General features: G+C 50.7%; 23 protein-coding genes. 5 read left to right on the top strand and 18 right to left on the bottom strand.

Going from position 1 to position 22,753, the window contains the following annotated elements; translation table 11 throughout:
• Window positions 1–59: 59 nt before the first annotated feature.
• Entirely contained in the window at window positions 60–896 is an 837-nt protein-coding gene (locus BUB94_RS05325; protein WP_073234843.1) for an RDD family protein, read from the top strand.
• 5 nt (window positions 897–901) lie between these two features.
• Complete coding sequence (gene murA, locus BUB94_RS05320) at window positions 902–2,185, top strand: UDP-N-acetylglucosamine 1-carboxyvinyltransferase (RefSeq protein ID WP_073158062.1); 1,284 nt, start codon at window positions 902–904, stop codon at window positions 2,183–2,185.
• 390 nt (window positions 2,186–2,575) lie between these two features.
• Here the strand turns inward: murA and BUB94_RS05315 are convergent, their stop codons facing one another.
• The 13 genes from BUB94_RS05315 to BUB94_RS05255 all read right to left on the bottom strand — a co-directional run bounded on the left by BUB94_RS05315 (window position 2,576) and on the right by BUB94_RS05255 (window position 12,974).
• Window positions 2,576–3,577, bottom strand: a complete 1,002-nt coding sequence (locus BUB94_RS05315) for a tetratricopeptide repeat protein (protein ID WP_249505810.1) — start codon at window positions 3,575–3,577, stop codon at window positions 2,576–2,578.
• Between the two features lie 99 nt (window positions 3,578–3,676).
• On the bottom strand, window positions 3,677–4,276 hold the full coding sequence (locus BUB94_RS05310) for an OmpA family protein (protein WP_073158058.1): 600 nt from the start codon (window positions 4,274–4,276) through the stop codon (window positions 3,677–3,679).
• Between the two features lie 17 nt (window positions 4,277–4,293).
• Window positions 4,294–5,604 carry a translocation protein TolB gene (locus tag BUB94_RS05305; protein WP_249269310.1) on the bottom strand — a complete coding sequence of 437 codons (1,311 nt, stop codon included), beginning with the start codon at window positions 5,602–5,604 and terminating at the stop codon, window positions 4,294–4,296.
• Window positions 5,605–5,623: 19 nt separating this feature from the next.
• Window positions 5,624–6,400 (bottom strand): energy transducer TonB, encoded by a 777-nt coding sequence (locus BUB94_RS05300; RefSeq protein WP_254793676.1) that lies wholly within the window; start codon window positions 6,398–6,400, stop codon window positions 5,624–5,626.
• Window positions 6,401–6,411: 11 nt separating this feature from the next.
• Entirely contained in the window at window positions 6,412–6,822 is a 411-nt protein-coding gene (locus BUB94_RS05295) for an ExbD/TolR family protein (protein WP_073158055.1), read from the bottom strand.
• Window positions 6,823–6,830: 8 nt separating this feature from the next.
• Complete coding sequence (locus tag BUB94_RS05290) at window positions 6,831–7,523, bottom strand: MotA/TolQ/ExbB proton channel family protein (RefSeq protein ID WP_139258260.1); 693 nt, start codon at window positions 7,521–7,523, stop codon at window positions 6,831–6,833.
• A 233-nt stretch (window positions 7,524–7,756) separates the two neighbouring features.
• A complete protein-coding gene (locus tag BUB94_RS05285) occupies window positions 7,757–8,488 on the bottom strand; it encodes a ribonuclease HII (protein ID WP_073234840.1) in 732 nt (243 codons plus the stop codon).
• A 100-nt stretch (window positions 8,489–8,588) separates the two neighbouring features.
• Window positions 8,589–9,179, bottom strand: coding sequence for a phosphoribosylglycinamide formyltransferase (gene purN / locus BUB94_RS05280; RefSeq protein ID WP_073158047.1), 591 nt, complete (start codon window positions 9,177–9,179; stop codon window positions 8,589–8,591).
• A 64-nt stretch (window positions 9,180–9,243) separates the two neighbouring features.
• Window positions 9,244–9,378 (bottom strand): hypothetical protein, encoded by a 135-nt coding sequence (locus tag BUB94_RS17295; RefSeq protein ID WP_254917597.1) that lies wholly within the window; start codon window positions 9,376–9,378, stop codon window positions 9,244–9,246.
• A 202-nt stretch (window positions 9,379–9,580) separates the two neighbouring features.
• Window positions 9,581–11,470 (bottom strand): SulP family inorganic anion transporter, encoded by a 1,890-nt coding sequence (locus tag BUB94_RS05270; RefSeq protein ID WP_073158044.1) that lies wholly within the window; start codon window positions 11,468–11,470, stop codon window positions 9,581–9,583.
• Window positions 11,471–11,558: 88 nt separating this feature from the next.
• Window positions 11,559–11,834 carry a hypothetical protein gene (locus BUB94_RS05265; protein WP_073234834.1) on the bottom strand — a complete coding sequence of 92 codons (276 nt, stop codon included), beginning with the start codon at window positions 11,832–11,834 and terminating at the stop codon, window positions 11,559–11,561.
• A 14-nt stretch (window positions 11,835–11,848) separates the two neighbouring features.
• Entirely contained in the window at window positions 11,849–12,433 is a 585-nt protein-coding gene (locus tag BUB94_RS05260; RefSeq protein ID WP_073158038.1) for a hypothetical protein, read from the bottom strand.
• Between the two features lie 10 nt (window positions 12,434–12,443).
• Window positions 12,444–12,974: a sulfurtransferase TusA family protein gene (locus BUB94_RS05255; protein ID WP_073158035.1), complete on the bottom strand. Its 531-nt coding sequence runs from the start codon at window positions 12,972–12,974 to the stop codon at window positions 12,444–12,446.
• A gap of 130 nt (window positions 12,975–13,104) precedes the next feature.
• Between BUB94_RS05255 and BUB94_RS05250 the strand changes: the two genes are divergently transcribed.
• Entirely contained in the window at window positions 13,105–14,676 is a 1,572-nt protein-coding gene (locus BUB94_RS05250) for a glycosyltransferase (protein ID WP_170932275.1), read from the top strand.
• A gap of 71 nt (window positions 14,677–14,747) precedes the next feature.
• Here BUB94_RS05250 and BUB94_RS17455 read toward each other — a convergent pair whose 3' ends face one another.
• The 5 genes from BUB94_RS17455 to BUB94_RS05225 form a co-directional block, all read right to left on the bottom strand.
• Window positions 14,748–14,978 (bottom strand): prepilin-type N-terminal cleavage/methylation domain-containing protein, encoded by a 231-nt coding sequence (locus BUB94_RS17455; RefSeq protein WP_073234831.1) that lies wholly within the window; start codon window positions 14,976–14,978, stop codon window positions 14,748–14,750.
• Entirely contained in the window at window positions 14,966–15,280 is a 315-nt protein-coding gene (locus tag BUB94_RS05240; RefSeq protein ID WP_073284562.1) for a type IV pilus modification PilV family protein, read from the bottom strand. The genes BUB94_RS17455 and BUB94_RS05240 overlap by 13 nt, the downstream gene beginning before the upstream one ends.
• Complete coding sequence (locus BUB94_RS05235; RefSeq protein WP_139260139.1) at window positions 15,277–16,044, bottom strand: hypothetical protein; 768 nt, start codon at window positions 16,042–16,044, stop codon at window positions 15,277–15,279. Before BUB94_RS05235 ends, BUB94_RS05240 begins: the two co-directional genes overlap by 4 nt.
• A gap of 86 nt (window positions 16,045–16,130) precedes the next feature.
• The gene (locus BUB94_RS05230; RefSeq protein ID WP_073234822.1) at window positions 16,131–17,195 is read right to left on the bottom strand and encodes a hypothetical protein; all 1,065 of its coding nucleotides are present in this window, start codon (window positions 17,193–17,195) and stop codon (window positions 16,131–16,133) included.
• Window positions 17,192–18,898, bottom strand: coding sequence for a type II and III secretion system protein (locus BUB94_RS05225; protein WP_254793679.1), 1,707 nt, complete (start codon window positions 18,896–18,898; stop codon window positions 17,192–17,194). The genes BUB94_RS05230 and BUB94_RS05225 overlap by 4 nt, the downstream gene beginning before the upstream one ends.
• 628 nt (window positions 18,899–19,526) lie before the next feature.
• Between BUB94_RS05225 and BUB94_RS05220 the strand changes: the two genes are divergently transcribed.
• Both BUB94_RS05220 and BUB94_RS05215 read left to right on the top strand, forming a co-directional pair.
• Window positions 19,527–20,939, top strand: coding sequence for an anthranilate synthase component I family protein (locus BUB94_RS05220; protein WP_073234816.1), 1,413 nt, complete (start codon window positions 19,527–19,529; stop codon window positions 20,937–20,939).
• 121 nt (window positions 20,940–21,060) lie between these two features.
• Window positions 21,061–22,656, top strand: coding sequence for a bifunctional anthranilate synthase component II/anthranilate phosphoribosyltransferase (locus tag BUB94_RS05215; RefSeq protein WP_073234813.1), 1,596 nt, complete (start codon window positions 21,061–21,063; stop codon window positions 22,654–22,656).
• The last annotated feature ends 97 nt before the right edge of the window (window positions 22,657–22,753 follow it).

The following is a 22,753-nucleotide window of genomic DNA, read 5'->3' as shown; positions in this document are numbered from 1 at the left end:
ATTTCGGCTTCCCTACTACGCCCGACAATATCCGCTTTTTTTGCTACATTGTACCCAGTATGATTTGGTATTATATTGATGAAAGCATAACCGACGGAGACAGGCGCAAGGGTCCTTATTCTATCGATGAATTAATGGATCTTGTCAAATCCGAAACGGTAAAGCCCCAGACTCTGGTATGGCACTCAGGTATGAAGGACTGGGGCCGCTGGGAAGATACGGAAGAAGCAAAGAACAATGCCAACCTTTTTGAAAAGGGGGAATCCGCAGAAGGTTCCGCCCTTTCCGACGAAGAGCAAATCAAGGCAGCCCTAGAAGCCATCCTGGCAGAACATAAGGCCTCCAAGCGCTACGCCGGATTCTTCGTCCGCGCCGCCGCCTATTTCGTCGACAACTTCATCCTTTCTGCATTCGGAATCGTCATCCTCATGGTCCTGAGCGCAATGCAGCTGGCCGACCTGAACGCCATTTCCGAAGCAATGAACGCCTACATCGCAGACCCCACCGCCGAAGACGCCATGAGCAAGATCCTGGAAGCCCCCGGCACCCATCTGTTCCTATCCATCTGGGGTATCGTGCAGGGCATTTACTTCATCGTCTTTACCGCAATAAAGTCCGCCACCCCCGGCAAGAAGTTGTTCAAGATCCATGTGGAACCCGCCTACAGCATCAGTACCGTCAGCGGAATCGCAAAGGTTAGCTGGGTTCTCAGCACATTGCGTTATGTGGCAAGCCTTTTCACCCAGTTCACCTTGATGTTCTACGGCATCGGCTATCTGGTGGTCATGATTGACCCCAAGCGCAGATCCCTTCATGACTGGATTGCAAGAACCTACGTGGTTCACGACACAAGTGTTAAAATCAAAGTTCGTCCCGACGACGATCAGGAGAAATAGTTTATATGTATCGTTTTGAAGTTCACCAGGCGGTAAAACCTCTCGAAGGTGAAGTCGAAATTTCCGGCGCAAAGAATGCCGTGCTTGCCGTGATGGCAGCCGCTCTCCTGGCCGACGGCGTTTCCGAAATTACAAACGTCCCCCACCTGAAAGACATGAAGACCATGTCTGACGTGCTCCGCGTTATCGGTTGCCGTATCAGCGGTGAATCCCACCAGCTTAAAATCGACACCCGCGGTGCCGACCATCTGGAAGCCCCCTACGAACTGGTAAAGACCATGCGCGCCAGCTTCTATGTGTTGGGACCTCTGGTGGCCCGCTTCGGACGTTGCCGCGTTTCTCTCCCCGGTGGATGCGCCTGGGGCCCCCGCCCCGTGGACTTGCATTTGAAGGGTCTTGAAGCCCTAGGTGCAAAAATCACATTGACCCGCGGTTATGTAGAAGCAACCTGTGAAGGACGTCTCCCCGGCGGTAACTTCAACTTCCCCATTTCTTCTGTAGGCGCCACCGTCAACGTGTTGATGGCAGCCACTCTCGCCAAGGGCACCAGCGTTCTTCAGAATGCCGCCCTTGAACCCGAAATTGACAACCTGGTGGACTTCCTCAACTCCATGGGAGCCAAGATCCAGGGCCGCGGAACCCGCACCCTTACCGTGCAGGGCGTGGAAGCTCTCCGTCCGGGCAAGTGCTTTACCATTCCCGACCGTATCGAAGCAGGCACCTTCCTTTGCGCAGCCGCCATCACCCGCGGATGCATCAAGGTCACCAAGGTCTTCCCCGAACATATCGCCAGCACCCTGGACGCCTTCCGCGATATGGGCTGCAAGGTGGAAGTGGGCAACGACTGGGCTCAGGTTGACGCCCGCGGCGTAGAACTGAAGCCTATCAACGTCACCACCCTCCCCTACCCCGGCTACCCCACCGACATGCAGGCTCCGCTGATGGCAACTCTCGTTTCCATCCCGGGCAACAGCACCATCCAGGATACAGTCTACAACGACCGCTTCAAGCACGTGGCAGAACTGCAGCGTCTTGGCGCAGACATCCAGGTGAACGGCAACACCGCCATCATCAAGGGCGGCACCAAGCTGGAAGGTACCGATATCATGGGTAGCGACCTGCGTGCAACAGCCGCACTGGTTCTGGCCGCATTCATTTCCGAAGGCGAAAGTACCGTCAGCCGCGTGTACCATCTGGACCGCGGTTACGAAGACTTCGAAAATAAAGTCGCTAAGATCGGCGGCGTAGTGATCCGTCACTCCGACGACGAAGAAGACGATAATTTCTGATAATGATGCAAGGGAGGAGCTATTCCACCCTTGATTCATTCACCAAATTGACCAAATTACTGACCAAATTGGTCCAAAGGCGCCGTTTGGTTAGTAAAAAACGAATACCTTTTCCCAACGGAAGAGGTTTTTTATTTTTGTCTTACTAACCAAATTGACAAAAAAACGATGTTTGGTTAGTATACATATTCCAATTTTCAAGAAAACACTATATATAAACTAATTTCTTACTAACCAAACTTTCTTACATTCGACATTAGGTTAGTAAACCCCGAAAAAAAACTCCCACACACGCGAATTCCACTTCCGCACCCCATTCAAAACCTTAAGGCAAAAAAATCCGGCGCAGCGGGCTGCGTCGGACTTTTTCATTTTTATGTAGGTAAAATTCTACGGATTTGCAGCGGGGGCAGCAGGTGCGGGGGCTGCGGCGGGATTTGCGGATTCTACGGCAGGAGCGGCGGAGGGGTCAGCGGGGGCTGCGGCAGGTGCTTTTTCCGCAACGGGCTGAGCTTCCAGGGGTACTTCCTTAGGCACGCAAGCTTCTACAGGAGCGCCTTCCTTAACCTTGTCTTCCTTTTCCAGGATTTCCTGGAGCATTTCGGCGGCCTGTTCGAACTCGCCGGTAGTTTCGCAAGACTTGTTAGAAAGAATCTTCTGCAGATACTGCTTCTGCATATCGATATCGCATTCATCGCTGTAGATGCTAGCCAGCTTGAACATCGCTGGGCAAGTCTTCTGACCATCGGGGAATGCTTCGGACATACGGGCGAAAACCTTCTTGGCCTTATCCATCTGATTTACTTCAATCAGGCAGAGAGCCATCCAGTACAGAGAATTTTCGGCAAGTTCGCCGGTCTTCATCTGTTCATAGACCTGCTTAAAGCCGGAGTAGGCCAGCTTATATTCGCTACGGTGATAGTCGCTGCGGGCAGTATTGAACATGGCTTCCGCTTCCACAAGCTTTTCAGCTTCGCGTTCCAGGCTGTCCATAGAAACAGGAGCCGGAGCGCCGCTGACCACAACCTTCTTGGCAAGGATCTTGTCAGACTTACCCAACAGCATGTCCAGACGATACAGAATTTCTTCCTGTCTAGAGTCATTACGTTCAGATTCGTCGGACACTCGACGAGAAAGCATGGTAATTTCAGCCTGCATACGCTTTTGAGCCAGGGAGGCCGCTTCCAGACGAGCCAAAGCCGAGTCCAGTTCTGCACGCAGGGAATCATTCTGAGCGCCCAGAGTTTCTACGGTATAGGCAGCATTCTTCTGCACGGTAGTCTGCACGTCCGTGCCAACAGCCTTCATTTCCTGAGTGCGGAGCATGGTCACCTGACTACAGCCAGTGAGTGCCAGCGCGACAACAGCAATACCCAAAGCCAATCGTTTCATATACACCTCGCTATAAAACCAGCGAAAAATAAACGTTCAAGTCCACATTATTCATTGGCCTCAATCATGAGCAAGCAAGCTCGCTCGCGACACCCGGCTCTAGTCCTTAATATTCACGCGGAAGTTAGCGCGACGGTTCTGAGAATAGGCTTCTTCAGAGGAACCTTCAGCCTTGGGAGCTTCCTTACCGTAGCTAACAGATTCCATGCGCTTGTTGTCGATGCCGTAAGCAGCCAGGAATTCCTTCACCTTCATGGCGCGCTTTGCACCCAGGGTAAAGTTGTAATCTTCGGTACCGCGAGCATCGGTATGGCCTTCGATAGTGATGGTGAAGCGTTCTTCCTTGATCAGGAGTTCGCCAACCTGAGCCAGCAATTCCTTAGCCTTTTCAGTCAGTTCGGAACGGTCAAAGTCAAAGTAGACGTCTTCGCTCATGATCTGGTTGATCAGCTGTTCCAGACGGGCACGTTCTGCTTCAAGGCGGGCACGTTCTGCAGCAAGGCGTTCAGCTTCAAGGCGAGCCTGTTCTGCAGCCAGGGAATCCTGGTTCACGGGAGCAGATTCAACAGCAGGAGCTGCTTCTGCAGCAGGAGCCTGTTCTGCAGCGGGATCCGTTACAGGGGGCTGCTTCTTGGAGCAAGCGACAAGGGCGAGGGAGGCGGTAGTAACCACCAGGGCGAGTTTAACGAAGTTCTTCATTTTGCACCTTCTTTTGTTTATTGTTTATTATCGTCTTCATAGAAGAAGGACCAGGTAGGCGCGGTGTTTTCGCCGGAGTTGGTAATACGGGTCACGTTGGATCCGTCCTTCCTCATGATATAAATCTGATAGCTTCCGCTGCGGTTACTTGCGAAAGCGATGAGCTTACCATCGGGAGACCAGGTGGGATGCTCGTTGTTGCCTGCGTTGTTGGTCAGCTGTACAATGTCAGAGCCATCCAGGGCGCAGGTATAAATATTCATCTTGCCATTATCCATGGAAGTATAGGCAATGCGATCCCCTTCAGGAGACCAGCTGGCACGTTCATTGTAACGGCCCATGAAAGTCACGCGGCGCATATCGCTGCCATCCTTGCCCATCACAAAAATCTGAGGTCCACCGCCACGGTCACTGGTAAACAGGACTTCGCTGGCAAAGGGGCTCCAGGCGGGGCTTGTCTGGTTACTCTTCAGATAGGCAAACTTCCTGGCCTTCCCCGTTTCAGGATTACCGATATACAGATCCGTCTTACCGTCTACGGTACTGGAGAAAAGTAATTCGCCAGTTTTGGGATTTACAGCAGGACTATACGTCTGATCTAGATGAGGGAACAAAGACTTAATAGGTCCGCCAAACGTCTTGGAATAAAGCTTGGGGCGGTGAGTCTGGAAGTTCACAAAGATCAAGCCCTTATTGCCGCGGGTCCATACAGGCATCATGCTGATGGTCGTATCGCGAGTAATCTGGGAACGATGGAAACCATCGTAGTCAGAAACCACAACCTGCTTGACTCCATCGATCTTGGATACATAGGCCAGCTTGGTGGAGGCAACACCACGTTCGCCCCACAAACGGTAAATGACCTGGTCAAAGAACTTGTGCATGGCACGGCGAAGGTCCTGCTGACTGATAGTATAGGCTTCGCCCAGCATCATGTCCTTGGTCTGAGCCACATAAAGGAAACATTCCAGACGGAGCTTGCCACCTTCAGCCGGAGTCACCTTACCGGTAATGTAGTGCTTGGCACGATTCTTACTGAACAAGGCCAAGTTGAACTTGTCAGAAGCAATCACTTCGAAACGTCCAGAGAGTTCTGCATCTCGGGTAATGATCTGATGAGGTTTTTCCTCGATCCACTCAATGGCACCCTTGGTTTCGGTAAAAGGCACAATGCCAATGGGCATAGTCTTGAACACCGAAATACCAACGTCTACCGCAATGGTATCAATGGCAGCAAAGCTTGCGACCGGGGAAAACAGCAGGTACGCAAAGAACAGTACCAGAGCCCAGGACAGAAACTTAGAGATAGCCTTGATTTTTTCAATCATATCCGATCACACCTCTATATTAATTCGGCGTAAAGTTAAAATGCAACGTCAAGCTGGGAGCTCTAAAATTAAGCGGAAGCTCCGGAGCCTTGGAAATCGAGACCGCACGAACAGACAAATGATCCCAGGTCTTGTTACCCGAAGAACGCTTCAGCGTAATTCCAGTAATGCCTCCAAAACGGTCAATGGTAAACTGCACCGTGGTCTTCACGCTCTTCTTCACAGACAAACTATTGGGAGGATTGAAGTTCGCCATGATAATGCGTTTCAGCTGTTCCAGGTAGACCTGCATCAACGGGTCCATGTCAACAGAACCCACAGGATTCAAGCTGGGCGCTTCTACAGCGGCCGGCAAATCCAGGTCATCCACGTCAAAGTCATCTACCGGCTCCGGCTCGGGTTCCGGTTCCGGCTGCGGTTCCGGTTTTTCTTCCGGCTCGGGTTCCGGCTTCTTTTCTTCTTCGGGTTTGATGTCCGGCGGAAGTTCCTTATTTACCTTGGGCTTCGGCTCAGGCTTAGGTTTCACGTCGGGCTTAGGCTGTTCCTTAGGCGGATCAGGCGGAATTTCTGGGGGCTTAGGACGAGGCGGTCTGGGGCGAGCCTTCGTAGGCTGTTGCACCTGCACCATCTCGAACACGGGAATGGGTTCCGGTTCCTGCTTGAAATTCACAAAGTGAATACCAATACAAATTCCTGCGATCACCATATGGAACACAACGGCGCAAATGATGATTCGCACCATCATTCCATCGCCTTCGCTAGAGAAGTAGCGGATTTGTTCCTTACGTTCGCTCACTAAAATAATCCTTACCTTTTACCCGGTTTTTCTTTCGGGTTCATGGTCAAGAAGCCAAGCTTTGTAACGCCCAGCTTCTGCACCTGGGTCACCACCTTCATCACAAGACCGTACTTCACTTCTTCGTCGGAGTTAATGACCACAGCCATTTCCCCGTTCCACAAAGACTTGAACACGTTGTTGAAACTATGGAAATCCACCATCATGTCTGCGATGTAGATTTCTTCCTTCTTGGTGATGGAAACCTTCAAAAGTTTTTCCTGCTCCATAGTGGGAGCTTCGGCCTTGGGCAAGTCCACCTTGACACCCTGGCTCATGAGGGGAGCAGAAATGATGAACACGATCAAGATGGCGAACACGATATCAATCATGTTCGTCAGGTTCATTTCCTGCTTAAGTTCTTTACCGCGGCTACGTTTCACGACGCCTCCTAGCCGGCCACTTCTTCAAGAGCCAGCAAGTCGCCGCGCTTGAACAAGCTCAGCACCTGGGAACCAAAGTTGTAATAGGAAATTTCGTTCTGACCGTTATGGGAGGTAAAGTAGTTGTAGCCGGCAGATGCGGGAATTGCCACCACAAGGCCGCCAACCGTAGTAATCAAAGCCATAGCGATACCGGGAGCCACCACAGTCAAGTCGGCAGAACCGTGCTGACCGATCTGGAAGAAGGCCACCATAATGCCCCAGACCGTACCCAGCAGTCCGAAGAAGGGAGCCAGGTTGGAGCAGGTTGCCAGGAAGCTCAGATAGCGGTCTTCGGCCAGGCGCAGACCTTCGATAGAACGCTGGATGGTATCTTCCAGCAAGGACGCGCGGTGCTGGATGGAGTCATAACTCACGAAGTTACTGAACTTGGAAGCTTCCTTAAGTACTTCGGAAGTAAGGCTCTTCAGGGCACTTTCGTCGGCGGTTTCGCACAGGGTCTGCAGTTCCACAAACTGCTGAACGTTAATGAACTTGCGGAAGAACACCACATTGGCCCGCTGATTCTTCTTGTTCACCACATACTTGACCAGAATAATGCCCCAGGAACCCAAGGACATGACTGCAAGAATGCAGAGCACAACAATGGTAGCGATGTCCGACTGGGCAATCATTTGAAACAGAGGAACTGAGTTATTCAAAATAGCCTCCCTTCATAAAAAAGGATTACATAAATCTTTGACTATCAATAAGATAGAAAATTTTAAAGTTTTACATCTTCATTAAGACATAAAACCATGGCAAAATGTCAGTTTTCACCACAAATTAAAGAGAAAATACAAAAAAGAAGGTGCCAAGGCCCAACATTTACAATTTCTTACAAAATAAATGGGTCCGTCAAAATAAATAAAAGTCAAACTTTAATAAATAAAAATTATAACGGAAGTTCCAACTGCAAAGACTTGGGATGGAAACTCATGCGGTGTTCAGGGGTATAGCCAAGCTTTCGGATTGCCTCAAGATGAGCCTTGGTACCATACCCAGCATGCTTGTCGAAGCCATAACCCGGATATTTCTTCTCCAGTTCATCCATGTAACGGTCACGGAAGACCTTCGCCAGGATAGAAGCGGCAGATATACTGGCAACACGGCCGTCACCCTTTACAATAGGCAGCTGGTTATCCTGAGGAATACCTCGGATCTTCAAGTTACCGTCTACTGCTACTAATATAGACGAGAGGGACGAAACTTCAGCGAAGGAACCCTTGACTTCAATGGGGATCTGGGGGGCAGATTCCTGAACACCAGGCATTCCCAGAGCCTGCAAGGCGCGGCGCATGGCCAAAAAGTCAGCCTCTAGAATATTGATTTCATCAATTTCGGCAACGCTGGCACTGGCAATGGCATAGCAGGCGCAAGCCTCCTTCACCGCTTCGAACATAGCTTCGCGCTTGGGGCGGGTCAGTTTCTTGGAGTCGTTCAGCGAAATCAAGGCGTCAGGCGATTTGAGAACGGCAACACAGGCAACCACAGGGCCAGCCAACGGCCCTCGACCCACCTCATCAACACCGGCAATGATGGATCCTGCGAAGTTCTCACGAAGGGCAACTTCACCATCGATAGGCGATTCGATTCCATCCAGAAATGCCGGCAGTTTAAATTTCATAAGCTACGTGCGGTGTGTTACGAGCCATGAGCTGCGAGCTAAAGTCAGGCGGCTTCGCCGCGATTATTGAAGCTCAAAACTCACAACTGATTGCTGACAACTATTTTACCAGCGCTTCGCCGTATTCCTTGATGGTACGCCAGTACAGGTCGTGTTCCTGAACAAGCACACGGGCAGCAAGGACTTCCGGAGTATCGTCAGGCATAACAGGCACCTTTCGCTGGGCAAGAATGCGACCGGCGTCAATTTCTTCGGATACCAGATGGATGGTAGGACCAGATTCCGTTTCGCCTGCGGCAAGAACAGCCTCATGTACGAAATGCCCGTAGAAGCCTCGACCACCAAACTTCGGCAACAGAGACGGATGGATGTTCAGCACACGGTCGGGCAGACGTCTCAAAATGCTGGTAGGAATTGCCTTCATATAACCAGCCAGAATCAACAAGTCGATATCATACTTGTCAATCACTTCCAGGAGGGCGGCTTCATATTCCGCCTGGTCCGGATGGGTCTTGCCAGAAATATGGAACACGGGGACACCGTAAGTCTTGGCGTGGTCAACAGCACCACAGCCACCATTATTGGTAATGAGGAACTTACACTGGGCCTCCAGATCGCCCTCGCCAATTCGATCTATAATCGCTTTAAAATTGCTTCCTCCACCGGAAGCCATAACGCCAATCTTAAACATGGTGCCAAAGATAAAAAAAAATGCAACTCAAGGCCGCATTAATCACAAAAACTATAGAATTTGACTAGAACAGATGGACAAGAACAATCACGGCAAACAAAACCATGATGTAATTTTCCATAAAAATACCGAAAGGAGTCTTCTTGAAGGACTTTTTCTTTTTCACTTTTTTCGGTTCTGCAGTCAAGTACTTATACATTATAGCTCCTATAGTGCCCAACCAAAACTTCCCTAAGCGAGGCCAAATATAGAAAAGGAAAGGCTCACCTCCTAGGAACACAAGCCCATAAAAATTTTCAGTGTGAGATAATTCACAACAGCAATTCTCAACATATTTTTTGAGAACAAAAAAGTCGCAGGGCAAAGCCCTACGACTCTTAAAATTCATAGATAGGATCTAATTATTTCAGCTTCCAGACAGGTTCTTCAGCAACCTTTTCTGCGATGACTTCGGGAGTACCTTCGGCCACGGCTGCGTTGGATTCTTCAGGCAGCCAGGGCTTGTCGAGACCCTTTTCCCAGCTCACAGTGGGGTTCGGATCTACGGAAGCGTCAACCACAGGCAGGCCCAGAAGTTCGCGGGCACGGTTCAAGGCGGCATCGATGTTACCCAAGGCGTTTTCTTCGCCAAGCTGCTTCAGCACACCTGCGCGGGTCAGGGCCACCACCGGCTGGGCGTGCACACCGGAAAGGAGCAGCTGGGTACCGTCGGCCTTGCAGTGGTTCAGCAGGTCTTCGATCATGTTGATACCGGCTGCATCGATGCTGGAAACGCTACGCATGCGTAAGATGAGGATCTTGGGCTTCACTGCAATGCGGTTCAGGGTTTCCTTGAACTTGTCTACAGCACCAAAGAACAGGGAACCGGCAAGTTCATAAACCACAACGCCCTTGGGAACCTGACGGGCAAATTCGGTGTGCGAGACTTCTTCGTCATCGGCACGGATTGCATCGGTAACGGCATCCACTTCGGCAACTTCACTCATGCGCTTGATGAAGAGGATGGCAGCAAGGAGCACGCCCACTTCGATAGCCACAGTCAGATCGATAATCACGGTCAGGAAGAAAGCCACCAGCATAACGATTACGTCGCTCTTGGGAAGCTTGAACATCTTGATCACAGCGCGATAGCCGCACATATTGAATGCCACCTGGAAAAGCACTGCGGCAAGGGCAGCCATAGGAATCATTTCGGCATACTTACCCAGAACCAGCATGATGAGCAGGAGCACAACAGCATGAACGAGACCGGAAATCGGGGAAACGGCACCATTACGGATGTTGGTTGCAGTACGGGCAATAGCGCCAGTAGCCGGAATACCACCGAACATGGGAGAAAGAAGGTTAGCCACGCCCTGACCGAAAAGTTCAGTGTTGGAGCGATGCTTGGTAGAAGTCATACCGTCGGCCACCACAGCAGAAAGCAGGGATTCGATAGCACCGAGAATAGCGATAGTCAAAGCAGGCTGGAACACTTCGCGCATCATGGAAAGGCTGATGTTCGGAAGATGCGGAGTGGGGAAACCAGACGGGATATGGTTCTTCATACCGATGGTCATGACGCCGTGGCCGTTAATGGGGTCGTCCCAGCCAAGCACCTTGACAATGACGGTAGCAACGATAATGGCGATGAGGGAACCCGGAACCTTGGTGGTGATCTTCGGCCAAAGAATGCAGACGGCCAAGGCGATAACACCGATAATCACGGAGTATACGTTTACAGTGTCGAACGAGGAAACATAGAGCTTGATCTTGCCCACGGCGTCGGCAGGGTCCTTAGCCAGGAACTTCAGACCGAAGAAGTTGGGAACCTGACCCAAAGCGATGATCACGGCGATACCGGCAGTAAAGCCCACAGTCACCGGATACGGGATGAACTTGATGATGGCACCAAACTTGGCAAGGCCGAAGACAATAAGAATGATACCGGCTAGGAGCGTTGCGGAAGCGAGGCCATCGTAACCATACTGGCTAACGATGCCGTACACGATCACGATGAAGGCACCAGTGGGACCGCCAATCTGGAAACGGGAACCACCCAAAAGGCTGATGGTGAAACCAGCAATGATGGCAGTGTAGAGGCCCTGTTCAGGACCCACGCCAGAAGCGATAGCGAAAGCGATTGCCAGAGGCAATGCCAGGATGCCGACGATAACGCCGGACATCAAGTCGCTAATAAGATTTTGCTTGGTATATCCCCTCTTAATGGACTTTACAAGTTCGGGGGTAACAGTCGCTACAGATTCGGTCAAGAATTTCTTGACGGATTCTTTGGCATTAACGTTAGACATTTGGGCTTCTCCCTTTAAAAAGCGGCCCAAATTTAATTAAATCCAAGAAATTCGTTAAGGGTAAAAATTACCTATTTGAAGCCGCCCTCTAGCGGAGGCTCTTCTTCACGGAGCGCATCAGATTCCTGATTTCCTTGCTAGACATGGAAGGAACGTCAGCCTCTTTCTGAGCCTTTGACTTGGGAGCGCAATTTTCGCAGAGACGCTTGACCACGGTACCAAAGCTTGCCGCGCCGTCAGAAATAGAAGTTTCCTTGAAACGGAACTTCTTAAGGAGGGCTTCAGTCTTGCACTTGTCGCAGATACCCATCTGGGGAACGGCAGGTTCACGGGGAGTACGCTTCTTTTCAGTCTTGATTTCCATTATTCCACCTTTTCTTATTTTATTTCTCTAATTATAAAATCATACATGAATAAACCCAGCAGCATATTGCACAAGGGGGTAGCCCTTCCCTCTTCTGTGTAGAGGCTACGTCCAAACTTGCCCCTTTCAAGCTGTTTTTCCTTGTATTTTGCGGCATGGGCTGCGAAATCTTCTACAAAGACCCGCTTCTCGTTTCGTCCGGCCAATTCAAAAATTCGTTCGTTCAGGGCTGTCAACTGCGCCGGTTCCGGAGGAAACATGTCTTCGGGAATAGTCAAAAAATGCAGTGGAGCGGTTGTCTTGTTCAGGAGTTCGCTAGCCAATGCGCTATACCGATCAAAAACGCCATTATAGTCTACACCGCCCCGCTTCAGTTCGCGAAGTCCAAGACCTATGATAAGGCGGCCAGCCTTTTTGCCGATAATGTCGGAAGAAGCCCGGGTCAAAAGCTGAGCCATGCTCTGGGGGGCAGGCGCATTGATGGAAAACTGGATAGGCCGATTAGCTTCTCGACACAGGATCATTTCGGAGCAACGGTTTGCTGCCTCGCCCTGTTCTCCCAGAAATTCATCGCCTAATATCAATATACGGTTTTCCACATGTTATAATCTACACAATTGCACCGCCGCAAACCACACTTATAGACCAAAAATTTCCTTTTTTTTCGCGATTTTCCACAATATGGCCATCGGCGACCAAGGACTGGGGTACGTTTTCGATGGGCGACCCCTCATCTAGATAGATGGTCATACGGGTCCCCTTGGGAGCTCCGGCAAGCACCAGCCGACTGCGGGCCGCGTTTCTGGGGCATACCACCCCGCGCAAGTCCAAAAGTTCAGGAAAATCAGAACAAAGTTCCTTCGGCAGTTCCAAAACCTTTATTTTTTCGCAAAATTCGGCAATTTTAATACCATTGGCACATGGGTCCTCTAGCCATGGTCCCATGGGAATTCCGGGCAAATTGGCGGCAACCACCATGGCAAGAGCCTCTTCCGGCGGAACCACCCTGCCGGAACCACGACGAATCCAGTCGGCGCAGGCAAAAGCCAGCAACTTTTTTAAGGATTCATCAAAATTAGACAGCCCCTGATTGGCGGTCAACCATTTCATGATAGGACTTTTTTCCAATTCGCCAGCCATATTTGACCAAATTTTAGGTAAAAAACACCAGATAATCACAATATAATGTAGCAAACTTCACATTGGGTTTCTATATTTGGCCCCAAACCTTGAAAAAGGCCATTATTTTAATACAGGTTATACGGTTATTATGGCAATCAGTACAATCCTACTGGACATCATGTTCGCGGTCTACGTGATCGCGGGTGTTGGACTCGTCATCTACGGCTTCAGCTGCTACTACAGCATCTACCTGTTCCTCAAGAACAGCCGTACCACACGCCTTTCCGACCGCAAGAAAATCTTGCAGTTCTATCGCGAACACAGCATGGCAGACCTGCCTCAAGTCACCACCCAGCTTCCCGTATTCAACGAAGCTAACTGTGTCGAACGACTCCTTGAGGCCGTATGCGCCATAGACTACCCCAAGGACAAGCACGAAATCCAGGTGCTGGACGACTCCACCGACGAATGCTATGAAGTCGCCAAGAAGAAGGTGGAAGAACTGGCAGCCAAGGGCTACGACATCAAGCTCATCCACCGCACCAACCGTCAGGAATTCAAGGCCGGCGCTCTTAAGGAAGCCATGGCTGTCGCCAAGGGTGAATTCCTTGCAATCTTCGACGCCGACTTCGTACCGGAGAAGGACTTCCTCCTGAAGACCATCCCCTACATGGTCATGGACGAACAGGTGGGCCTGGTCCAGGGTCGCTGGGGTCATCTGAACCGCACCGAATCCGGTCTTACTCTCGCTCAGTCTATCGGTATCGACGGCCACTTCGTGGTGGAACAGTCTGCACGTAGCTGGGGCAAGCTCTTTATGAACTTTAACGGTACCGCAGGTGTCTGGCGCAAGCAGGCCATCTATGGCGGTGGCGGCTGGGAAGGCGATACCTTGACCGAAGACATGGACCTTTCTTACCGTTCTCAGCTTGCTGGTTGGAAGATGAAGTTCGTGTTCGACGTGATCGTTCCTGCAGAACTCCCCAACGATATCAACTCCTTCAAGGCTCAGCAGTTCCGTTGGGCAAAGGGCTCTATCCAGACCGCAATCAAGATTCTGCCCCGCGTTCTCAAGTCCAACGTTCCGACTCGCGTAAAGATTGGTGCAATCCTTCATACGACTCACTATTCTATTCACCCCTGCATGTTGTTCACTGCACTTTGCGCATGGCCCCTGCTGGCATTCTTCCAGCCCGTAGCTAACCTGCCGGTCTGGGTTTACACAGTAGGCTTCACATTCATCTTCCTCGCTGCAATCGCTCCTTCTGTTCTTTACTTTGTTGCACAGCGTTGCTCCGGCTATACCGGTTGGAAGGTCCGCCTCCTCAGCATGCCGATCCTTATGGCACTGGGTGTAGGTATCGCAGTCAGCAACTCCAAGGCTGTGTTCGCCGCAATCACCGGCCGCAAGAGCGGCTTCGTCCGCACCCCCAAGAGCGGTGTCGGCCAGAAGAAGAAGGCTACCAGCCACTACAAGCAGAAGTTCCCCTGGCAGGCAATCCTTGAACTGGGCGTTGGCGTCTACTGTATCTTCGGTATGCTGGAATACATCGGCGCACAGAAGTTCATTATCGGACCGTTCCTCGCCCTCTACTCCATCGGTTTCCTTTCTGTTGGCGTTCTGAGCTTCATGCATTACCTGGGCAACCTGGTTGAAGTTCACAAGGCTCGCAAGGACGAAAATCATTTCGTTGAAGACGTGGACAAGGGTCAAGGCTAACAGCTAACCCACCTAGAGATTAAACCCCGGCTTTTTCGCCGGGGTTTCTTTTTTTTTCTAGCATCAGGCATTTACCGTCTTTGATAACATCGCCCCTTACCATAGGGAAGAACCCCATTCATTTGTTCTATCTGAATTCGAGATTCCGTGATGTATTTTCGTTGAAGGTGTAACGTCGCTTCATGATATCTGACATAAAACAAAAATGCAGACAATGTAACGACGGACGCAACAGACACGGCAACCATCAATTCCATCAAGGTAAAGCCTCTATTTTTCTGCAGACGGATTATCGTTTGCATTGGACAAGCCTTCTAAAATGAACCGGATGAGCAGGAGGTTCTGGAGTTACAAGAACATCAGCCCACGCGAGACCGGTTCCTGGCAACACCGAGTCAAGCTGATTGCAGGGAGGCGGATTTAAAACAAAGCTTTCAACCTTAGTGACAGCCGATTCAAAGGCCAGAGTTTGATTGCGTTCAGCCGTCTTCATTCGATTAAAGAAGTCGAACATACGGTCAACCGCCAACATCCCGACAGACATGACCACAACCGCTGTCCAGACCTCCATTAAGGTAAAGCCTCGGCAAGAGTTTAGGTTCATTGCAGGCTCCAGCGAAACGGTTCAAGGCCAGACAAAAACGAATTGCCGTCCGAAGCCAAATCTCTGGCAGGAAGCAACAATGGAGCGGATATATTCCGGGGAGCATATTCCACAGAATCGTTCAACGACATCAAGGCAGAAGGATATTCCCCCAAGGCGTGCTGTCGCAAAACAACGGGACCATCTGCCAGGAGGGCTCCAGAAAAACGAACATTTCCAGAAACTTCCTGCTGATCAGAACTATAGGTTTCAAGCCACCCAGCCCTGACATGGCCAGACAAAGCTATCATCCCGGCAGCATACAATCGCAAAGTATCAAACATTGCGGAACCTCGAACAGAGATACTCCCCGTGGACTTAAAATTACAGGATTGGGCGGATCCGAAATAGTCCACCAGCAAATCTCCGTCCTGAACAAACAGGGAAATATTTTCTGCAGGTCCCATCAGACGGCGGTTGCCCGATTTTATGATGAGGTTCTTTTTCAGCAGGATTTCCCGGTTGAGATTTGTCCGAAAATTTTCGACGATATTTTTCTTCAGCAGGCGCGGTATCTGCGAAGAATTTTCTGAAGAATCCAAACGACGTCCCGCCAAAACCTTAAGACGCCGAAGAGAATCCACAGGAGTCGATAGTTCCACCCATGGGCCTGCCGGAGCACAATCAACACTAGTATCGACGAACCCCTCCAAGTGCATTAGCATTCTAGATTCACTATCATACAAGGTCTGCAGATCCTTTTCTAGAGATTTCGCCTTTCGCAAGACACCCCCTGGCATAGACAGCAAGGCGGAGACCATAAAACCGACACATAACAAGATTACCACCACGACGGGCAACACAGCCCCCTTCATTTAACCTCCACAAAAAACTGTTTATTTCTGCAAGAAAAGAGAACACCATTTTTTAGAACGTCCCGCACAACAAGCCCTCCAAGAGAATCTCCCCTAAAAAAAGTTTTTCCATCCGAAATAAACAACTTCCCAGACACAACCCCCTGTACCCGCACAGAAGAATCGCATTTCATAGTCACAGTCCCCATGTAGGGTTTTAACTCCGTCACTTTTTCAGAGACTGTTTCTTCAGACACCATAGGCAATTCAGGAACCGTAGTCAGTTCCGGAGGAACCACATCTTCCAGGGGAATTGATTTTTTCGAGGAGCCGATCCACCACAGCCACGCTCCAATTAAAAGAAATGCGAACACAACAAAAAAGATGGCGTACCTCGACAAGCCAACAAACCGATTATCATCACACAAATTGATTTCTCGCCCCAAGGGATCCATGGCAGCCCTTTTAAACAAGCCGTTTTTCCAGACCGTTTGCGATACATCTTTCGGACACTCAATCCGTATGAATTCCATAGTTTCATATCGACTAAAAAGAGCGTCTTGCTTCACAAAGCCCCTCAAGGTTTCAAGTCGATTTTTCAAAGAATCATCTTTTTCATAGCCGGTTTCCTCTAGCCAATGGCAAAGACGCCCTTCAAAGAAAATCAATACAGTGAGCGTCCCTCCTTCCAAAAAATAGAACAGCCCATTCCCACCCCAGTCCTTGCACATTAGTTGACTACCTCGCAGGATTTCATCGGCGGCCCCATAAATCCAAAAACTTTTTGGAAGCATCCGAACCAAGCCCAAGTTTTTCCTCCATCCAACAATCCCTTTACAAGGTTCTAGATCTTCGCAACCAAGAACGGCCAGATAACGGAAACGACGGCCTTCAGCCGAATTAAAGGATATCAGGGGAAACAGCCAATAGCGCCTACCAGCCATCCGCAACCTTTCGCACGTCAAGGGGAAATCCATTTCAAAGGATTCATGCAATTCCTGCACCGTGGGAGACTTGTCGTAAGTCGTCGTCCATTCCCAGGTCAGCAATTCACAATCAGCAGAATAACATCGCTTTATCATGGAACATGCCCACCTTCAAGATAATTCAGGTCTTCTATATGAGGCGTTATAAAAATGGCAAGTTCATTTTCCTCTTCTTCCTCCGACACATAGCTGAACAATCGACCCACCAACGGCAAACTTCCCAAAAAGGGGACAGCCGACCGCACCTCCGTTTTGTTCTTGCGGATTAGCCCGCCAAGACAAAAAGTTTCCCCATCCTTCAACACCACAACCGTTTTTAGATTGCGGGTACTAATGTCTCGTGGACCATCTCCGGTACTACGTCCAGCGGTCTTTATTTCTGGCGAAACTTCCAGGGTAATACTTCCGTCCTGCGTGACCGTCGGCGTGATTTCTAGAGAAATTCCATCATTAAAGGAGCGGTAATCCGTAATGGGATAGCCATCTGCCGAAACTTGACTCACTAGATAGTAGACGGTATTGGTCACATTCAATTCGGCTTTATTACCGTTAATCGTGGCTAGCCTAGGCCGAGCCAACACTTCCGCAGAATTATTTTCTTCGAGGGCGGCCAATTCCATTTCAAAACGGTCCGGCAACACGCCCACCTTTCCAAAGGCCCCCGACTTTTGCCAACGGGAATCTGTAAAATCCCAGAACCCACGGAAGCCCACATTTTTCTCCCCCGTCTTACGGGCCGCCCCACCATGAATCCCGATTTCAAAATTTTTCCCCCGTTTAAATTCTACAATCAGACAAGACAATGTCACTTGCAAGGCAGGAACATCTACCTGGGACAGCAAATCTTCAGCCAAGCGAATATCTTCGCCGGAGCCATTCAACAGCAAGCTGTTCTGCTCCTTTACCTCTACAGCCACAAAACCGGAACTATGGGGAAACTTGGAAAGGAGCCCCAGCGCCCGTTCCGTATGCACATGTTTCAGAGTATAGAGCCGCGTTATTGATAACGTCTCTAGACGTCCCGTTCCAGCCACATACAGGGTTTTACGATCCAGGGAGTATCCTAGACGGCGGTCCTTGAAAATAGCCGACAGCAACGTCTCCAACGGTACGTTTTTCAAACGGAGGCGAACCACTTCGGCCATTTCACCATAAAGCGCCAGGTCTAGGTTCGCCACATCAGACAATTCCTTTAGCACACGTTCTAGAGGAGCCTCATTGGCGTCAATGGAATAGCAGGAATCTCCCCACAAACTATCCTTCTGCAAAAAGACTTGCCCCACCTCCGCATGACCGAAAGTTCCAGAAACCCCATCGGCAGTAACGCTTTCAGATTCTGCATCACCGGCTTTTTCTACGCGAAAAGCAGCCCCGTCCCGCACCAACTTGAAACCATTAGACTTCATCAGCAGACGCAAAGCTTCTTCGGCCGTTACACCTTGAAGATTGCCGTTCACTTCCCCCTGTACCCCTTCCATCATCAGGACGTTCATTCCCGTGTTATTTCCAAATTCCCTTATAAAGTCTGCGATCCCCTTCTGCTTAACCGAAATCGAAATCAGGGAATCATACATAGAGAACAGGTGCTCCCCGCGAATGCGGGCCTGCCGCACATGAAACACCTCTCCCGACTGGGCCAGCTCTAGCCCATGAGCCTCACACAGGGCCGCTAGTCCATCTAACACCCCCACCCCCTCAAGGTGAAAAGTGACACGGATATCCAGATTTCCATCTACCAGGATCGGCGTATCATAGGCCCGCGAAACAGAACGGACCACATCTGCAATCGGCGTGTCCACAAAATCCAAAGCGACCGCCTGCGCAAAGGCAACGCCGCTGAAAGCCCCCCAAAGGGCCCAGAACAGTACTTTTAAAGGATGCAAGAAATCCCGATTTGGTTAGGCTTATACCGCCCACAAGGGCGCCCGGCCAGGGATATAGAGAAAGCACTCCAATTTGAAGTGATGGAGATAATATATAAAACTGCAGACAATTTAACGCGAACTGGATAAAAAAAGCAACCGGCACATTTTTTACGTTTTTACAGCCCCTTTTTTACGAAAAATCCCTTGCCAACAGGTAGGGATATTCATAAATTTTGGACATGAAGATGATTTATGCTCTTACAGTTGCATTCGACGGCCGATGGTGGCGCGGACTCTAACATAGAGTCTGGTATTTGCAAATTGTATCGCGCGTTTAAAGCGTAAGAGCAAAGCGGCAAGGCTTCCAGACTCCCTGGAGGCCTTAATTTTTTCCAAGACAAATTGAATTCCTCCGGGTCGGAACCACTACCCTGTTTCGGGTCGTAAAGCCTCGCCAAAAAGAATTTTAATAAGTGCGTCATTCTGAACGCAGTGAAAGAATCCATGCTATGCTGGACCCTTCGCTTCACTCAGGGTGACGACGAAAAACGAAGGATTGAACATGAAGGAACCTCGTACCGACAGCATCTACGTCGCCCTCCCCGGCGAACGTTACACACCTTTCTCTCTCGGCAAGAAGCTGGGAGCAAAGGCAATCTTTGAATCTGCTTCTTTCGCTCATGGCCGTAGCCGCTACTCGACCTTGATGGTCGACGAAGCCTTCCGTCTCCGCCAGAACGAAAAGGACGTTTCCATTGTCGTCGACGGCAAGGAAAGCGTATTCCTGAAGGAAGGCGAAGGCGACATTCTCGACGCCCTCATGATCATTTCCGGCGAAAACACCGTGCCGCCTAACCAGATGCCGATTCCTTCTTCTGGCGTGGGCTACCTGGGTTATGAATTCTGCGCCCGCTGCGATACCATTCACTTGGCTCCCCAGGTGGATGAACTGAACATTCCCGAAGCTGAATTCATGGTGGGTCACATCTACATCGTGTTCGACCACTACACCGAAAAGCTTCACCTGTTCGCATTGAACTACGAAGAACATCAGGTGGACCTGCCTGCCGCTATCGAAAACGTGAAGAAGCGCCTGGCCGACCTGGACTTCAGCTACCTGGCTCCGGAACCGGAAGTGGCCAAGGGCGTTACCGTTACCGATCTTTCCAAGTCCAAGGAAGAATACACCCAGAAGGTGGAAGAACTGCAGAAGCACATTGTGGCAGGCGACATCGTTCAGGCCGTGCCTTCTCGCCGCATCCAGTTCGAAAGCGACATCGAGGCTCTGGACATTTACCGCCGCCTCCGTTCCGTGAACCCGTCCCCCTACATGTTCTACCTGGATTACGGCACACACCAGTTTATCGGCGCATCTCCCGAAAGCCTGGTCCGCGTCCGTGATGGTATCGCCACCATCCATCCGATTGCAGGCACCCGCCGCCGCGGTAAGGACGAAAAGGAAGATTATGAACTGATGAAGGAACTGAAGAACGACCCGAAGGAACGTGCAGAACACTTGATGCTCGTTGACTTGGCTCGTAACGATTTGGGTCGCGTCTGTGCCGCTGGCACTGTGGAAGCCATGAAGTTCATGGAATGCGAAAAGTACAGCCACGTGATTCATCTGGTTTCTGACGTTCAGGGTAAGGTCAGCGCCGGCAAGAAGTCTATTGAAGTGCTTCGTTCCAGCTTCCCCGCTGGTACCGTTAGTGGCGCTCCAAAGATCAGCGCTATCGAAATCCTTTCTGGCCTCGAAAAGGTCAAACGTCGCTTCTATGCAGGCGCTGTAGGTTACATCGAATCCGATGGCGACCTGGACTTCTGTATTTCTATCCGTTGCTGCTTGAAGCAGGGCAAGAAGATCACCTTGCAGGCTGGCGGTGGCATTGTGGCCGCTTCCAACGCAGAACGCGAATTTGAAGAAACTAACGAAAAGCTGGGCGCTGTCCGCGCAGTCCTGGAAGGAAGTAGGTAGTGATTAGTAAACAGTGGTTAGTAAACAGTGAATGACAGATACCAATCACAAGCCACTAACGACTAACCACTAACTACTTATCACCAACCACTAATCACTAACCACTAACCACTTTTTTATCATGATTGTACTCATTGACAACTACGACTCTTTCACTTATAACGTTTACCAGGCTCTGGCCAAGATCACTAACGAAGAAATCCGCGTGCTCCGCAGCAAGGAATGCACCATCGCCGACATCGAAGCCCTGAACCCCAGCCGCCTCATTGTGAGCCCGGGCCCGGGTCGCCCTGAAGATGCAGGCATCTCTGTTGAAGCCATCAAGCACTTCGCAGGCAAGCTCCCCATTCTCGGCATCTGCCTTGGTCACCAGGCTATTGGCTACGCTTTCGGTGCAAAGATCGTTGGCGCAAAGTTCATCAAGCACGGCATCGTCGAAGAAATCAACCTGGACGGCAAGGGTCTCTTCCGCACCATGGGCGCAAAGAATTCCTTCACCCGCTACCACAGCCTTGTCATTGACGAAACCACCCTCCCGCCGGAATTCGAAGTGACCGCCCGCGCCACAGACGGCGACATTATGGGCATTCGTCACAAGACCTTGGATATCGAAGGTGTCCAGTTCCATCCGGAATCCATCGCCAGCGACAGGGAAGCCGATTTCTTCAAGGCATTCCTCAACTACCGTCGTGAACCGCAGAACATTCGCGGTGTATTGAACACTCTCATGGAAGGCAAGGACCTGACTCGCGAAACTGCTGAAATGTTCATGGACGACTTGACCGATGGCATTATGGATGAACGCCAGATGGCAGCAATCCTTACCGCACTTTCCTGCAAGGGTCCCGTGGCTGACGAAATCGCAGGCTGCGCCGCAGTGCTCAGCCGTAAGAAGCGCAAGTTCCCCATTGCTGGCGACGAACTCACCGACATCGTGGGTACCGGTGGCGACGGCAAGGGCAGCTTCAATGTAAGCTCCATGTCTGGCCTTATTGCAGCTACCTGCGGTTGTAAGATTGCAAAGCACGGTAACCGCGCCGTTTCCAGTAAGTCTGGTGCAGCAAACTTCTACACCGCTGCAGGCTTCAAGCTTGACATGACTCCGGAAAAGGCTGCCGAAGTTCTGCAGAAGACCGGTTTCGTATTCTTGATGGCTCCGGTCTACCACGGTGCAATGCGTTACGCAGGTCCTGTCCGTGGTTGCCTCGGCATCAAGACCATCATGAACCTCATCGGACCTCTCACCAACCCTGCAGAAGCCAAGTACCTCTGCCTGGGCGTGTACAGCGAAGCTGTGCTGGAACCCTTCACCAAGGCAGCTCATGCCCTGGGTGCAAAGCGTGTCATGGTCGCCTTGAGCGACGACGGCTACGATGAAATTTCTCCCTGCGTTCCCACCACCATTGCAGAAATCCTAGAAGACGGCGTTTACAAGACCTACCGTATCGACCCCAAGGACTTCGGCATCCCGGCTGTGGACGAAGACGATCTGGCAGGTGGCACCGGCGAAGAAAACTTCAAGCTGGGTCTGGACATGTTGAACGGCAAGGGCCGTCCGGGCATCAAGTACGCTTGCGCCCTGAACGCTGGCGCCGCCCTCTACATCAGCAAGAAGGCCGCCACCATCAAGGAAGGCTTCGACATGGCCATGAAGGCAATCGAAGACGGCTCCGTGTTAAAGACCATCGAAGCTGTAAAGGCTGCAAGTAATAGCTAGTTAGAACATCGCGGAGACCATGTGCCTCACGGTGTCATCCTGAGCGTTAGCGATATAGAATTGTTGGAACTTTAGTTCCTTACAATTCTTAGGTTCA

The organism is Fibrobacter sp. UWH9 (genome assembly GCF_900129715.1).
In the GTDB taxonomy this organism is placed as follows: Bacteria; Fibrobacterota; Fibrobacteria; order Fibrobacterales; family Fibrobacteraceae; genus Fibrobacter.
The sequence above is the reverse complement of the archived record's forward strand: the minus strand, read 5'-3'. Positions and strand labels throughout refer to the sequence as shown.